Source organism: Mesorhizobium sp. NPDC059054, from assembly GCF_042739215.1.
Classification (GTDB): domain Bacteria; phylum Pseudomonadota; class Alphaproteobacteria; order Rhizobiales; family Rhizobiaceae; genus Mesorhizobium.
Window position 1 is genome coordinate 347216 of sequence record NZ_JBHYHV010000003.1, and the last position, 15418, is coordinate 362633.

13 protein-coding genes are annotated in these 15418 nt (G+C 62.6%); 8 read left to right on the plus strand and 5 right to left on the minus strand.

Annotated features, from left to right (window positions below; all coding sequences use genetic code 11):
* Window positions 1-6: 6 nt before the first annotated feature.
* The 3 genes from ACFWXH_RS15065 to pncB form a co-directional block, all read right to left on the minus strand.
* Complete coding sequence (locus ACFWXH_RS15065; RefSeq protein ID WP_379121511.1) at window positions 7-1305, minus strand: ABC transporter substrate-binding protein; 1299 nt, start codon at window positions 1303-1305, stop codon at window positions 7-9.
* 125 nt (window positions 1306-1430) lie between these two features.
* The gene (locus ACFWXH_RS15070) at window positions 1431-2861 is read right to left on the minus strand and encodes a hypothetical protein (protein ID WP_379121513.1); all 1431 of its coding nucleotides are present in this window, start codon (window positions 2859-2861) and stop codon (window positions 1431-1433) included.
* 31 nt (window positions 2862-2892) lie between these two features.
* Window positions 2893-4197 (minus strand): nicotinate phosphoribosyltransferase, encoded by a 1305-nt coding sequence (gene pncB, locus ACFWXH_RS15075; protein ID WP_054312543.1) that lies wholly within the window; start codon window positions 4195-4197, stop codon window positions 2893-2895.
* A gap of 247 nt (window positions 4198-4444) precedes the next feature.
* On the opposite strand from pncB, the gene ACFWXH_RS15080 reads away from it, so the two are divergent.
* Window positions 4445-4645, plus strand: coding sequence for a hypothetical protein (locus ACFWXH_RS15080; protein ID WP_379121515.1), 201 nt, complete (start codon window positions 4445-4447; stop codon window positions 4643-4645).
* Window positions 4646-4683: 38 nt separating this feature from the next.
* Here the strand turns inward: ACFWXH_RS15080 and gcvA are convergent, their stop codons facing one another.
* Window positions 4684-5661 carry a transcriptional regulator GcvA gene (gene gcvA, locus ACFWXH_RS15085; protein WP_379121517.1) on the minus strand — a complete coding sequence of 326 codons (978 nt, stop codon included), beginning with the start codon at window positions 5659-5661 and terminating at the stop codon, window positions 4684-4686.
* Between the two features lie 278 nt (window positions 5662-5939).
* Here gcvA and speB point away from each other — a divergent pair, with 278 nt between their 5' ends.
* The 5 genes from speB (at window position 5940) to ACFWXH_RS15110 (ending at window position 11017) form a co-directional block, all read left to right on the plus strand.
* On the plus strand, window positions 5940-6992 hold the full coding sequence (gene speB / locus ACFWXH_RS15090) for an agmatinase (protein WP_379121519.1): 1053 nt from the start codon (window positions 5940-5942) through the stop codon (window positions 6990-6992).
* A gap of 78 nt (window positions 6993-7070) precedes the next feature.
* Entirely contained in the window at window positions 7071-8159 is a 1089-nt protein-coding gene (locus ACFWXH_RS15095; protein WP_379121521.1) for a PotD/PotF family extracellular solute-binding protein, read from the plus strand.
* 178 nt (window positions 8160-8337) lie between these two features.
* The gene (locus tag ACFWXH_RS15100; protein ID WP_379121523.1) at window positions 8338-9375 is read left to right on the plus strand and encodes an ABC transporter ATP-binding protein; all 1038 of its coding nucleotides are present in this window, start codon (window positions 8338-8340) and stop codon (window positions 9373-9375) included.
* Window positions 9372-10226: an ABC transporter permease gene (locus ACFWXH_RS15105; protein ID WP_379121525.1), complete on the plus strand. Its 855-nt coding sequence runs from the start codon at window positions 9372-9374 to the stop codon at window positions 10224-10226. The genes ACFWXH_RS15100 and ACFWXH_RS15105 overlap by 4 nt, the downstream gene beginning before the upstream one ends.
* A complete protein-coding gene (locus ACFWXH_RS15110) occupies window positions 10223-11017 on the plus strand; it encodes an ABC transporter permease (RefSeq protein ID WP_379121527.1) in 795 nt (264 codons plus the stop codon). Before ACFWXH_RS15105 ends, ACFWXH_RS15110 begins: the two co-directional genes overlap by 4 nt.
* A 16-nt stretch (window positions 11018-11033) precedes the next feature.
* Here ACFWXH_RS15110 and ACFWXH_RS15115 read toward each other — a convergent pair whose 3' ends face one another.
* The gene (locus tag ACFWXH_RS15115) at window positions 11034-12443 is read right to left on the minus strand and encodes an MATE family efflux transporter (RefSeq protein ID WP_379121529.1); all 1410 of its coding nucleotides are present in this window, start codon (window positions 12441-12443) and stop codon (window positions 11034-11036) included.
* A 63-nt stretch (window positions 12444-12506) separates the two neighbouring features.
* On the opposite strand from ACFWXH_RS15115, the gene ACFWXH_RS15120 reads away from it, so the two are divergent.
* Together ACFWXH_RS15120 and ACFWXH_RS15125 are read left to right on the plus strand one after the other, a co-directional pair.
* Window positions 12507-12845, plus strand: coding sequence for a hypothetical protein (locus tag ACFWXH_RS15120; protein WP_379121531.1), 339 nt, complete (start codon window positions 12507-12509; stop codon window positions 12843-12845).
* A 32-nt stretch (window positions 12846-12877) separates the two neighbouring features.
* Window positions 12878-15307, plus strand: coding sequence for a penicillin acylase family protein (locus ACFWXH_RS15125; RefSeq protein WP_379121533.1), 2430 nt, complete (start codon window positions 12878-12880; stop codon window positions 15305-15307).
* Window positions 15308-15418 lie beyond the last annotated feature (111 nt).

Here is a 15418-nt window from a genome sequence, read left to right on the forward strand (position 1 = left end):
CACTCCCTACAGGGACTGCTTGGTGTAGTCGGCTTCCGGCTCGTACATGCCGTCCTCGATCGCCGTCTTATGCACGACCTTGAGCTTTCCGCCTTCCAGCTTGGAGATGTTCTGGTGGCCGAAGCACTGGTGGATCTTGCCGTTGAAGAGCTTCTTGCCTTGCGGATGCTCCGGCCCTTCGGCGAATTCGGTCAGCGCCTCGGTCGCCTCGACCAGCTTGGCGCGATCTTCCGGCCCCTTGTAGCCGGCATCCTCCATCGCCTTCTTGATGACGTAGAGCGTTTCCCAGCAGCCGAACATGTGGGCGGCGGTGGAGACATCCTTGGCATCGGCGACAGCAGCACCGTTGTCGTCGATACCGACGGCCGTGCGGTAAGCCTTCTGCGCTTCCGTGTCGTCAGCCTGCGCGTATCGCGGCGAACCTTCCCAGAAATGGCTGCCGTCGAGATATTCGAGACCAGGGCTGTTGATGTCGACAGCTTCCAGCGAGTCGATGAAACCGAACAGCTTCGGCCCGCTCGAACCGTAGAAATCGCCCAGTTCCTTGACGAAGGTGAGCACCGCCGGCCCGACCATGACGTGGTAGATGGCGTCGGTTTCGGACGGGATCTGCGGGAAGTATTTGGTGAAGGAGGATTCCGTCGGCGGGATGGCGATCTTCGCCACGACCTCGGCACCCGCCTTCTGCAGAGCCGGCGGCAGGTAGTCGCGATGGTCATAGCCGAAAGCATAGTCGGGGAAGATCATGGTGATCTTCTTGCCGGCATTGGCGGCGATCCAGGGCGCCACGGAACTCACCTGCGCACGCACATCGGTGATGCCTGGCTGGAACACGTAACGATTCAGCTTGCCGGAGGCGACATGATAGCCTTCCGACACGACATAGTATGGGATCTTCAGCTCACCGGCGGCTGGTGCGGACCCGACCACGACGTTGGAGAACAGGGTGCCGTAGACGATGTCGACCTTGTGCTGGTTGGCGAGCTTGGCCACCACTTCGGCACCGCGGGCAGCGTCCGTGCCGTCATCCTCGATGACCACTTCGATCGGCCGGCCGTTGATGCCGCCTGCCGCATTGATCGCCTTCACGGCGGCGGCAGTGGTTCTTTCATACCAGCGGCCATAGGCGGCACCGATGCCGGTGCGATGCGCCTGGAAACCGATCTTGATCGGTGCCGAGTTCTGCGCCTGCGCATAGCGCACGAAGCCGGGTGCAGCGGCGAGACCTGCGCCGGCTGCCAGTCCTTTCAGGACGGTGCGGCGGGATGCCTTGCCCTTGGTCAGATCGAAGAAGCGGCCGGTCATCGAATTCCCCCTCATGGCATTGACCCGCGGCCGCAGCCGGCCGCACGAAAATCGCTAGGCAAACCAAGCATCAAACCCCCGCCAAGGCAAGCGAGCATTCCAGCCTTTGCCGCGGCGACAGACCGTTATCCGGCGGTGGGTGTGGCGAGCAGCCAGAGGCCGAAAAGCGTGTATGCAACCATCAGCACGGTGAGGGGAACCTGCAGCAAAACCGCTTGTGGCATCGTCGGCGCCAAGCGCGACGCGGTGGCATGGGCGACAAGCACAGCCAGGATATGTCCACCGACGATCAACGCCGCCTGCAGGTTCCATAGCCACCAGGCCGCGTCAGCACCGGCGGCGATACCCGCCGTGACCGGCATGTGAGCCGTTCCGAACAGATCCCATCCCAGAGAGAAAGGATCGGACAGCGCAACCAGGGCATATTGGCCGTTGACGAGCACATCGGTGAGGTAGTGCGCGATGTGGTAGGCAAGGGCGATCGGAACGATCGACCAGACGAGCAGCCCGGCAACCCGATCGAAGGGCAAGCGGCCACCGGCCAGGCTGAGACCGGCCAGAATCGACACGCCGAACAACAGCGCCAGCAACAGGAACGTCGTGACAATACCCATGCTGCCGATGCCGATCATGGCGGTTCGGCCGGGCAGTTCGAGCGGGTTGATGCCGTTCAGGCCGAACCAGAAGAAGGTTCGCATCAACCCATCGAAGGATACGGACGACAGCGCGAGCAGCAGGAAGGCGGCGCCGCTCAACGGCAGCGGCTCCACATCGAGCAGCTTGGCGCCGGGCCAGCAGAGCGACAGCTTTCCGCTCTCGTTGCGCTCCAGAATGGAAAAGCGCGCGAGCATCGAAAAGAAAACGCTCAGGAACTCGCCTCGGCTGCTCCAGCTTTCATAACCAAAGACAAGCATCAGAACGAAGCTGAGCAGCCAATAGATGCCGGCCGCCATCGCTAATTTCGCGGGATCATCCGGCGCGGGATAGACCAGTTCGAACCAGGAAAAGCCGAAGAAAAACAGGAAGGCAGGCCAATAGCCGAGCCATGACGGCATATGTTCTCCCCAGCGCCCGGCGCGCGTCAATCGTGTGACGATCCGCCAGGGTCCGTACCATGGGTTCAGCCATGACCAGAGATTGCCGAACATCCCTTGAGCCAACGTCATGCCGGTCCACAACAGCGTCCAGATCGTCAGCGGCAGGGGATTGGAGAGGGGATCACGGCTGCCCCAGAACCCGGCTGCGATCAGGGCGACAAAAAGCGTGAAGGAGAGCAGGCTGACCGCGACACGCGCGCCATCTGCGAACCGGAAGAGAAACAGACGCCCATGCCAGACACGGTCAAGGGCGTCGGCGGGCACCAGGCTCAGGACCAGAAAGGATGCGGCCACCGCGAAGGCACCGCCGGCGAGGTAATAATTGGTCGGCAAAAGCAGGACATGACCGCGATCGGAAGCGTGCGCCAATGCTTCAGCGGGAAGAAACAGAAACGCGCCTGCGGACGCGGCAGCAAGCGCTGCCCACCGACTTTGCCGATGATTGAACTGTTTGCTCATCCGGAGAACGGCAAACCGACGCCCGCCTTGCTTAGACCTTGACGAGCTGGCGCACCCGCGCCTCTTCGCCGAAAACGCGGATGTAGCGGGCGATCTCCTTCTCATCACCCGTTGCCTTGGCTGGGTTGTCGGAGAGCTTCACTGCCGGGCGGCCGTTGGTTTCGGTGACCTTGCACACCAGCGAGATTGCGTTGAGGCGGTCTGTCGGCACCGGCGCGCAATCCTCGAAATCATTGGTGAGATTGGTGCCCCAGCCGAAGGACATGCGCACCTTGCCCTCGAAATGGCGATAGGTCTCGATGATGGTTTCGACGTCGAGGCCATCGGAAAAGATCAGCAGTTTCTCGCGAGGATCCCTGCCGCGTTCGCGCCACCAGGAAATGATGCGCTCACCGCCTTCGATCGGCGGGGCGCTGTCGGGGCGGAAGCCGGTCCAGTCGGCGACCCAATCCGGCGCATCACGCAGGAAAGCTGCTGTACCAAACGCGTCGGGCAGCACGATCAACAGATTGCCGCCGTAATAACGCTGCCAGTCCTGCAAGACCTTGTAGGGAGCCTGGCGAAGCTCGGCCTCGGAATTGGCAAGTGCTGCAAGCACCATCGGCAATTCATGCGCATTGGTACCGAGCGCTTCGAGATCGTTATCCATCGCGAGCAGCACGTTCGAGGTTCCGGTGAAGGCCTCGCCGATACCCTCCTTCAAGGCCTCCACGCACCAGCGCTGCCACAGGAAGGAATGGCGGCGGCGTGTGCCGAAGTCGGAGATGCGGATGCCAGGAAGCTGTTTCAGACGCTCGGTCTTGGCCCACATCTTGGCCTTGGCGCGAGCATAGAGCACGTCGAGCGCGAACGGGCCGAAAGCCTTGAGCGCCGATCGAGACCGCAATTCGTTGATGATGGCGAGCGCCGGGATTTCCCACAGCGTGGTGTACATCCACGGGCCGGAGAAAGAGAGCTCGAACTGGCCGTCACGCTTGGACAGCTCGTATTCGGGGAGCTGGAAGTTCTCCAGCCAGGCCAGGAATTCCGGCTCGAAGATCTGCTTGCGGCCATAGAAGTTGTTACCGCCCAGCCAGATCATCTCCTTCTTGGAGAAGCGCAGCGTCCTGGCGTGGTCGAGCTGCTCGCGCAGTTCGCCGATATCGATCTCGTCGGCCAGCCGCACCTTGGTCTTGCGGTTGATGAGCGAGAAGGTGGCATCGACCTTGGGGTACATGCCCCAGATCATCTGCAGCATCAGCAGCTTGTAGAAATCGGTATCGAGCAGCGACCGCACGATGGGGTCGAGCTTCCAGGTGTGGTTGTAGACGCGCCGCGCGATGTCTGTCTTGGCCATGTCCGAAACCTGCTTTCGCCGAAGTCCAATCCGCTATCGGGTTGGCCTCATAGCATTGAAATGATTAACGCGCTTCCCGCTTTGTCAATCAGTGGGAATCGGGCTCGCGGTGACGGATCGAGTTCCGCCCACCAATATGGTGCGGATTTCGACGTCTCACATCCCTGACACTTCGAATTTTGGTTGCAATCTTCACGGTTGCGCAAGGCAAGTGCCGTATCCTTGCGGAAAATCGAAGGAAGGGAAAATGGGCAAGGCCGTCGTCGCGTGGTTGGTAACCGGATCGATTCCACTTATTTTCTTCGTTGTCGGGTCGACCGGCAAATTTGATGGCGGGACGACGGTGGCGGTCGCCGTGATTGCGATTCTTGCCACCTTTGTGACGACAATCAGCGCCGTCGCTTTCACGCTAGCCGGGCTGTGGCAGGCTGCGATGCAAGAAGCGTAGCTCCGCGCCACGCGCCAAGATGCGGCCAACGCGCCGCCTCAGAACTCAGATTTCGCCACCAGCTGCAGAGCGGGTCGTTTACGACGTGCGCCGAGCCTCGTACCGACCGTTTCGGCCCGGCTGTCTGCTTCGGCCCTTTCCGCGAACAACCAGTCCACGAAGAGCTGCACGATGGGCGTAGAGCGCATCTCATTGCGGCAAATGACATAGAAATCGTCGACCGCCGGCACCGAGAGACCGAATGGCACGATGAGTTGGCCCATCGCGAGCAGGCGGCTTGCCGTCATCGTATCGCCGAGCGCCACGCCGTGGCCATGGAGTGCGGCCTCGATCGACAGGCGGGCATCGTTGAAATGGTGGCGTCGACAGACGCGCTCGAGATCAAGCCCGTCTGCGGCGGCAAGCCAGGTGTGCCATTCGCGTCCATCGTCGCCATGCAGCAGGACATGGTCGGCAAGGTCGCGGATCGACCGGATCGGCCGGTTGTTGGCGAGCGTCGGGCTGACGACCGGGAACAACTCCAGTCCCGACCATTTGCGGATCCAGCAATCGGTCCAGCTGCCGTCGCCATAATGCACGCAGACATCGATGTCGGGCTGGCGGATATCGCGCGCGTCATTGGAGGCGAGCAGTTTCAGCCGGATGTCGGGATAGCGCGCCGTGAAGGAGCCGAGGCGCGGTATCAGCCACAATGAAAGAAGCGCCGGCACGCAGGACACGACGAGCGCGCCGCTGCTGGCGGGCCGGGTAAGCCGCGCGGCGGCAGCGGCAATCCCCTCGAAGGCACCTGAAACCGCCGGCAACAGCTCGGCGCCATGCGGCGTCAGCTTCAGGCGCGAGCCGGCGCGTTCGAACAGCTTGACCCCGAGCGACTGCTCCAGCGCCTTGATCTGATGGCTGACCGCACCGTGGGTGACATGCAGTTCTGCAGCGGCTTTGGAGAGCGAGCCGTGCCGCGCCGTCGCTTCGAAGGCTCGCAAGGGATTGAGAGGGGGAAGGCGACGCGAACTGCTCATGAGCCAGGGACGAGACTTTGTCGCATGATCTTCGTCTGCAACTTGTGCCGGTGTTAGTTTTTCTAACAGACAGCGCTATAACAATATCAATTGATTTTCCATCCGCACGCTCCGACAATCTGCGGCAATCAATCATAAAAAGACGCTATCGCAGGCAGCCGAACCTGTTTCATGCCCCGCATCGGAGGCACATCGGCTCGCCCAAGTTGATTGGCGCATGATCCTTTCCGACAATCGATCCGATTTTCGGGGTCATGCGCAGCAGGAGGAGTTGCAGGATGGGTTTCGACAGCGGCAAGCTCGACGCGTTGCGCCGTAAATATGGCGAAAGCCATGGCGGCGAATTGTTCGACCCGAAGTTCCGTCGGGTGGCCGACAAGATCTTCTCCAAGGCCGGAACCCGGCTGGCGCCCTATTCCGGCATCCCGACCTTCCTGACCGCGCCTTATCGCGAGGTGGCTGCCGACAATCCCGATTTCGGCGACCTCCAGGTGGCGATGATCGGCGTGCCGATGGATCTCGGCGTCACCAATCGTCCGGGCTCGCGTTTCGGCCCGCGCGCGTTGCGCGCCATCGAGCGCATCGGGCCCTACAACCACGTTCTGGACTGCGCCCCAACCCATGAGCTCAGGGTGGCGGATATCGGCGACGTGCCGTTCCGCAGCCGCTACCGGCTGGAGATGAGCCATGACGATATCGAAAAGCGTCTCAACCAGATCGTCGATGCCGGCGTCATCCCGCTGTCGGTCGGCGGCGACCACTCGATCACCCATCCGATCCTGAAGGCCGTCGGCAAGGACCGGCCGGTCGGCATGATCCATATCGATGCGCATTGCGACACCGGCGGCGCCTTCGACCAGACCAAGTTCCACCATGGCGGCCCCTTCCGCAACGCGGTGCTGGACGGCGTGCTCGATCCGTCGCGCACGATCCAGATCGGCATCCGCGGCGCGGCCGAATATCTGTGGGAGTTCACCTACGAATCCGGCATGACCGTCGTCCACGCCGAAGAGGTTCCCGGCCTCGGCATTCCGGCCATCATCGAGAAGGCCCGCAAGATCGTCGGCGACGGCCCGACCTACATCTCCTTCGACGTCGACAGCCTCGACCCCGCTTTCGCGCCGGGCACCGGCACGCCGGAAGTCGGCGGCCTGACGACGCGCGAGGTGCTGGAGATCCTGCGCGGGCTGAAGGGCATCAACATCGTCGGCGGCGACGTCGTCGAGGTCGCGCCGCAGTATGATTCCACCACCAACACCGCCCATGCCGGCGCACAGGTGCTGTTCGAGATCCTGTCGCTGATGGTGTTCAGCCCAGCGCTGAAAGGTTGACGGCGCTCTAGATAGTGACGCCGTCCTATAAGAAGACCATAAGGGAACCCGGCCAAGCCGGAACAACGGAGAACAACGATGACCGAGATCATGAAGACCATGCTCAGCAGGCGCAGCGTGCTTGGCGCCGGCGTTGCCGCGGCGGGCGTGCTTGCGATGCCCGCCATCCTGCGCGCCCAGGAAAAGTCGCTGAAAGTCGGCGTCTATGGCGGCTATTTCAAGAAGTCGTTCGACCAGCACATCTTCCCCGAATTCACCAAGGCGACCGGCATCGCGGTGGAATCGGTGGCCGAGCCGACCGGTGAAGCCTGGCTGGTGCAGCTGGAGCAGGCTGCCAAGGCCGGGCAGGCGCCGGCCGACCTTTCGATGATGTCGCAGACCTCGACACTCAAGGGCCAGTCGACCGAGCTGTGGCAGCCGCTCGATACCGCCAAGTTCAAGCATTACGGCGAACTGCTGCCGCAGTTCATCAACAAGTACCCGGATGGCCGCGTTGCCGGCATCGGCGCGGTGGCCTGGTACATCACGCTGGTCACCAACACCAACGTCTACAAGGAAGCCCCGACCTCCTGGGACTCGCTGTGGGACAAGGCCAATGCCGACAAGCTCGGCCTTCTGGCGCTCGCCTCCAATTCGTTCCTGCTCGAAGTGACGGCAAAGACCTTCATGGGCGGTACCAATGCGCTGGACACCGACGAAGGCATCGACAAGGCCTTTGCCAAGCTCGCCGAAGTGAAGCCGAATGTGCGTCTATGGTACCGCGACGAGGCCCAGTTCGAGCAGGCGCTGAAGTCGGGCGAAATCCCGATGGGCCAGTACTACCACGACGTCACCGGCCTCGCCGCCAAGGACGGCCAGCCTGTCCGCTCGACCTTCCCGAAGGAGGGCGGTATCCAGGACTCCGGCAACTGGGTGCTGTCGCGCGCCTCGAAGAAGGTCGACGAGGCACATGCCTTCATCGACTATATGAGTCAGCCGGCGATCCAGGGGCTGATGTCGCGCAACGTCGGCACCGCACCGACGCTGAAGCGCGACGTGCTCGACCTCAAGCCGGAAGAATTCGCCGCCGTGTCGTCCGACATCGCGCCGATCATTCCGCGCTACGACCTCTATGTGTCGAAGGCCGACGCGATCAACCAGAAATGGACCGAGCTGATCGTCGGCTAAGCTGCGTTCCCACCGCCATGGTGGAAGCAGAATTTGCGAGCGATTCCGGGAGCCCGCCCTGCGGGCTCCGCATCCTCGCATCGACCGCAGACATGTCGCCCGCCTTCCGCTAATTTTGAAGCGGTTGCGGCACTTGACGCACCATCCGCATGCACGACCAGCCAAGCAGGATAACGCCATGCCCGGATTGTCCATAAATTCGATCACCAAGCGCTTCGGCGATTTCGCCGCCGTCGACGACATCAGCCTCTCGGTACCGGACGGAAAGTTCGTCTGCCTGCTCGGGCCATCCGGCTGCGGCAAGACCACGCTGTTGCGCATGATCGCCGGGCTGGAGGAGCCGACCAGCGGCGCCATCGTGCTCGACAGCGACGACATCACCCGCGTGCCGACGCACAAGCGCAATCTTGGCATGGTGTTCCAGTCGCTGGCTTTGTTCCCGCACCTGACCGTTGGCGAAAACATCGCTTATGCGCTGCGCATCCGCGGCGCTTCGAAAGACAATCAACGCAAGCGCGTCGACGAACTGCTGACGATGATCCATCTGCCGGATTTCGCGGACCGGCCGGTGGCGAAACTGTCAGGCGGTCAGCGCCAGCGTGTGGCGATCGCCCGCGCACTCGCTTTGTCGCCGAAACTCTTCCTCCTCGACGAGCCGCTGTCGGCGCTCGATGCCAAGCTGCGCGAAGCCATGCAGGTGGAGCTGCGCCAGCTGCAGCAGCGGCTGGGCATCACCACCATCGTCGTCACCCATGACCAGCGCGAAGCGATGACCATGGCCGACCTCGTCGTCGTCATGGGCAAGGGCAAGATCCTGCAGGCGGCTTCGCCGATCGAAATCTACCGCAAGCCGGCGGATGCCTTCGTCGCCGACTTTATCGGCATCACCAACCTGTTGCCGGCCGAGACCGACAAGGCCGGCCGCACCACCGTGCTCGGCGCAGCGGTACCCGGCGTCGCCCTGCCATCGGGTTCGGCCAAGGCCACCATCTCGATCCGCCCCGAAGACATTCATTTCTCCAAGCCCGGTGCCGGGGCGATCCCGGGCACCGTCAGCTTCGTGCGCGATCTCGGCGGCACGGTCGAAACCTTCGTCGAAGCCGGCGGCACCACCATCGTGGCGGTCGCCACGCCGCGCGAACGCCCGAATGTCAGCGTCGGCCAGGCCATCGGTGTGGTGCTGCCGCCTGAAAGCTGCGTGGTGCTGCAGCCATGAGACGCGAACCGCCAAGAGCACTCGCAGACTACGCGCCGCTGTTCTTTCCGGCGCTGATGCTCATCGTCTTCTTCGTCGTGCCGTTCTCGATCATGATCGCGGTGAGCTTCTTCAAGCGCAATCCGGCGGGCTTCTACACGCCGGATTTCGTGTTCGACAACTACGCGCGCTTCCTCACCACCTTCTTCGGCTCGGTGCTCGGCTTCTCGCTGCTCCTGGCGATCCTCGTCGCCGTGTGCTGCGTCGTCATCGCCTTTCCCTTCACCTATCTGCTGACCAAGCGCTCACGCGCCGTACAGACTGTGTGGCTGGTCGGGCTGCTCTCGGTGCTGTCGCTTTCTGAGGTCATCATCGGCTTTGCCTGGTCGACGCTGTTCTCGCGCACCGCCGGCATCACCAACCTGTTCGTCGCGATCGGCCTGATGAAGGAGCCGGTGGCGCTGCTGCCAAGCTTCTGGGCGGTGCTGACCGGCATGGTCTACCAGGCACTGCCCTATACGATCCTGGTGCTCTACCCCGCATTGGTGCGGCTCGACCCGACATTGCTGGAGGCCGCGCGCACGCTGGGCGCTTCGCCGGTGCGCGCCTTCTTCAACGTGGTTGCACCGGCATTGCGCAACACCATCGTGGCGACGCTGATCATGGTCTTCGTCTTCGCGCTCGGCTCCTACCTGCTGCCGCAGATCCTCGGCCGACCATCGAACTGGACGCTGTCGGTGCTGATCACCGACCAGGCGATCTACCAGTCCAATATGCCGTTCGCCGCCGCGATGGCCGTGTTCCTGGTGCTGATCTCGCTGGCTCTGGTCGGGCTCACTTTGCTCGCCGGCCGCAAGGAGAGCGCGCTATGAACATGCTTCGCCGGCTTTATTTCGTGCTCGTCGCGCTGTTCCTGGCGGCGCCGCTGATCGTGGTGGCGGGCGTGTCCGTCAACCAGAAGCAGGAATTGACCTTCCCGCCGAAGGGTTTTTCGCTGGCCTGGTACGGGCAGATCTTCAACGATCCGGAATGGCGGCTGGCGCTGATCCACTCGGTCACGCTGGCGATCTGCTCGGCGGCGATCGCGGTCGCCATCGCACTGCCGCTGGCCTGGTTCCTGTGGCGGCGCATCGCGCCCTGGGCAAACATCTTCCAGGTGCTGGGTCTCGCGCCCTTCATCCTGCCGCCGGTCATCACCGCGCTCGGTTTCCTGAGCTTCTGGGCGACCGTCGGCCTGTTCGGGCAGTTCTATACGGCGATCATCAGCCACGCGATCTTCTTCGTGACGCTGCCGCTGGTGACGCTGTCGCTCGGCTTCGCCTCCATCGACCGCTCGCTGGTCGAGGCCGCGTCGACGATGGGCGCCGACGACCGTACGGTGCTCAAGACCGTCGTGCTGCCGCTGATCCTGCCCTATCTGGTCTCCGGCTTCGCCTTTGCCTTCGTGCTGTCGCTCAACGAATACATCGTCGCCTACATGACCATCGGCTTCACCACCGAGACGCTGCCAATCAAGATCTTCAACGCGCTGCGCTACGGCTACACGCCGACCATGGCGGCGGTGTCGATCTTCTTCGTCACCGTCGCGGCACTGGTGTTCGGGGCGATCGCTTATTTCGGTGATATCCGCCGGCTACTTGGGGCGATGTCATCCGACAGCTGAGTGTGCCCCGGCCCGATCAATGCATCACGATCGGGCCGGTCTTTGCCGGCAGGCGGTCGCGGCGTAGCCAGCGGCCGAGCAGCAGGACGGCGACGACCGCCAGTCCGGTCGAAAGGCCGATCCAGATGCCGATGCCGGCGAAGCCGAAATGGAAGGCGAGCAACGCGCCAAGCGGCAGCCCGATGCCCCAATAACCGATTGCCGCATAGATCATCGGCACCGTCGTGTCGTGCAGGCCGCGCAGCATGCCCGCGCCCACGGCCTGGGCGCCGTCGACAACCTGGAAAAGTGCCGCGAACGCCAGGAACGAAACGGCCAGGCTGACGACCTGGCTGTTCACCGGATCATGCACGTCGATGAAACCGCTGATCAGCACGCGCGGCCACAACAGCATGGTGAGCCCTGTCAGCGCCATGAAGCCGACACCCATGGCGTAGGAAGTCCAGCCGGCGCGGGTGATGCCATCCTTGTCGCCGGCGCCGTAGGCAAGGCCGACGCGCACGGTGACCGACTGGTTGAGCCCCAACGGCACCATGAAGCTGATCGAGGCGATCTGCAGGGCAATGGCGTGTGCGGCGAGCGACGGTGCGTTGATCAATCCCATCAGGAAGGCGGCGGCGTTGAAGATCGTCACCTCGAAGGCAAGGATGCCGGCGATCGGCAGGCCGAGCTTCATCAGTGCCCGGAAGCGCGGCCAGTCGGAGCGCCAGAAACGGCCGAACAAATGGTAGCGACGGAATTTCCTGTGCCGGGTCACCACCAGAGCCATGCCGATGAACATCAGCAACGACGAAATGGTGGTGGCCAGTCCCGAGCCGGCGATGCCCATCCTGGGCGCGCCGAGATTGCCGAACATGAACATCCAGTTGAGCAGCACGTTGGCGCTCACCGCAATGAAGACGATGACGAGTGCCCAGCCGGGACGCTCGAGCGCCGATATGAAGGACCTCAGCACGATATAGCCGTAGAAGGGCAGCAGCGCCCATTGCAGCCAGTGGATATAGATGCCGGCCTGATGCGCGAGCACGGGATCCTGGCCCATGGCCAGCAGGATCCTTTCGCCGTTCCAGAGGAATATCCAGATCGGGATGGCGATGAAGATGGCGGACCAGAGACCCTGGCGCACGGTGCGGCGTACGTCGCGCACCGAATGACGGAAGCGGCCGAGTTCCGTTGCCATCATCGGCGACGTCGCCAGCATCAGGCCGAGACCGAAGATCATCGGCATGAAATAAAGATTGGACCCGAGCGCGCCGGCGGCGAGCGTTTCCGACCCCAGCCGGCCCATCATCATGACGTCGGTGGCAGTCATCGCGGTCTGGCCAAGATTGGTCAGCACCATCGGCCAGGCCAGCGACAGCGTCGATTTGATTTCAGAGCGCCAGAGGCTTCCCGGCGCTCTCACGCCGGCTTCGATCGCGGACATTGTCTATACTTCCCGTAACGGCGCATCGGCTGAAGCCGGAAGCCGCATCTCGCCGGAAACGGGATGGCTCCCGGCTCGAATGCGGTTTTCGTTGAATGCCGGAAACTTGGCAAGAGCTCATGCAGACGAAAAATTGATCCAGCAGAACGCGAATTGCGGGAATTCGATTGTTCTCCAGCCGCGCTCCCGGATGGCTCCGCGATAGATGTCAGGCTCTCGTTTCAGGCCAAATTGTGCCAAGGACCATGGATCGTCGGGGCCAACTTAAAGCAATTCCAGGAAAAGTGCGTAGCGGTTTTCCGTCCGGAATTGCGTGAAAACAAAGAGTTAGAGCGTTTCCGCGTTTCCGTTGAAAACGAAAGCGCTCCAGGCGTCAGCTTGTCATCCGCCAGCCTGCCATGAATACTTTTGCAGGCGGGGCGCGGAATGGAGGAATGATGCGCTCTCTTCGCTTGGCCGCCTCGGCCGCCCTGCCTTACGCTTTATCTGTTCTTCTCGCCGGTCCGGCGCTTGCCGACATGTCCACCGCGGTCCGCTCCGACGCTTATTCGGTGAAGGGCCTCGACCAGCCGGCCGAAATCCTGATCGACCACTGGGGCATCGCCCACATCTACGCCAAGAGCAACCGTGACGCGCTTTTCCTGCAGGGATACAACGCCGCTCGCGACCGCTTGTGGCAGATCGACCTGTGGCGCAAGCGCGGTCTGGGTCGGCTGGCCGAGAGCTTCGGCGAAGATTTCGCGGAGCGGGATCGCGCTGCCAGGCTTTTCCTCTTCCGCGGCGACATGGAGAAGGAATGGACATCCTATGGCCCCAACGCGAAAAGCTTCGCGGAAGCTTTCGTCGCCGGGGTCAACGCCTATGTCTCCGAAGTGCTGGCCGGCTCCAAACCGCTCCCCATCGAATTTTCGCTGAGCGGGTCGAAGCCGGAGATCTGGGGACCGGAAGACGTCGTGCGTATTCGCAGCCACGGGCTGACGCGCAACGTCTCTTCGGAAGTGAAGCGGGCGCTCGTGACCTGCAAGGCCGATATCGACGCGGATCGGCTGCGCAGCAAGCTGGAGCCGGAGTGGAAGCCCGAGGTGCCGCAGGGCCTCGACCCCTGCATCATCCCGGCCGATGTCCTGAAGGATTATGACTGGGCAACCGATTCAGTCGACTTCAGCCCGCCCAAGAAGAAAGCCGAGCTCTACGATCCGCAGCCCTTCCTCGACAAGGCCGACGGGACAGTCGACAACATCGGCTCGAACAATTGGGTGGTTGCTCCTGCGCGCACCGCGACAGGACGGCCGATCCTTGCCAACGATCCGCATCGCGCCCATAGCGCGCCGTCGCTGCGCTATATCGTGCATCTCAACAGTCCCGACATGTCGGTGGTTGGGGCGGGCGAGCCGGCGCTGCCCGGCATCTCCATCGGGCACAACGGCACGATCGCTTTCGGCCTGACGATCTTCAACGTCGACCAGGAAGATCTCTACGTCTACGAGCTCAACCCCGACAATCCCAACCAGTACAAATACAAGGACGGCTGGGAGGATATGAAGACGGTGGAAGAAACGATTCCGGTTCGCGACGGCGAGCCGCGCAAGGTCTCGCTCAAATTCACACGGCACGGACCGGTCGTGAAAACGGACGATGAAAACCACCGGGCGTTCGCGGTGCGCAGCGTCTGGATGGAGCCGGGGACCTCGGCCTATTTCGGCTCGTCGGACTATATGACGGCCAAGAACTGGAACGAGTTCCTGACAGCCATGAACCGCTTCTATGCGCCGTCGGAAAACCAGGTCTACGCCGACACCCAGGGCAACATCGGCTGGGTGGCGGCGGCCATGACGCCGGCGCGCAAGAACTGGGACGGCCTGCTGCCGATACCGGGCGACGGCCGATACGAGTGGGGCTTCCTGAAACGCGACGACCTGCCCAGCGTCTACAATCCCACTGAGGGATGGTTCGCCACCGCCAACCAGATGAACCTGCCCGAAGGCTATCCGGTAAAGGAGCGCAAGGTCGGGTTCGAATGGGCTGATCCTTCGCGCTACCAGCGCATCGCGCAGGTTCTCAGCGCCAACGACAAGGTCACGCTGGCCGATTCCATGAAGCTTCAGAACGACGATGTGAACCTGTTGGCAGAGCGTGCCGTCAAGCTTCTCAAATCGGTCGAATTGCCTGCCGATGCCTCCACCGAGGCCAAGCAGGCCGCCGAAATGTTGAGGAACTGGAATGCGTCGAACGATATCGACAGCGCTCCGTCTGCGATCTACGAGATGTGGATCAGCCAGCATCTGCCCAAGGCGCTGATCGCGCATGTCGTGCCGGAAGCCGCCCGCAAGGCGATCGGCAAGGGCAGCGGAACCGCGGCCGTCGACATGCTCGAGACGGCGGACGAAAGCCTTGGGAAAGACCCCCAGTCGGCACGAGCCGCGATCGTTTCCGAAAGCCTTGCTTCTGCCGTCGCGGCCCTGAAGGAACGGCTCGGGAACGACATGGACAAATGGCGTTGGGGCGATCTGCATCGCGCCGTTTTCAACCATTCCCTGTCGCCGGTCGTTTCGAAGGCGCTGCAGGAGCAGCTCACGGTCGGTCCCTGGGCAATGTCTGGTTCTTCAACGACGCCTCATGCGGCAAGCTACAATCCGGACTTCACGCTCATGTCCGGCGCATCGTTCCGCATGGTTCTCGACGTTGGTGGCTGGGACAACAGCCGTGTCATCAACACGCCGGGCCAATCGGGCGACCCTTTCAGCCCGCACTACAGGGATCTCGCTCCTCTCTGGCTCACCGGCGATTACGTGCCGCTGCTTTATTCACGCGACGCGGTCGAAGGTGGGGCAGCGACGCGGATCTCGCTGACGCCGGCCAAGTAGATCGGCCGATGCAGGCGGGGCATTGTCGCGCCGCCTTCCGCTCCGGACAGATCCTGCTGTCCGGAGCTCCAGCATGGGTTCGATCCGGAAGAATGCGGCGCGCAGGAATTC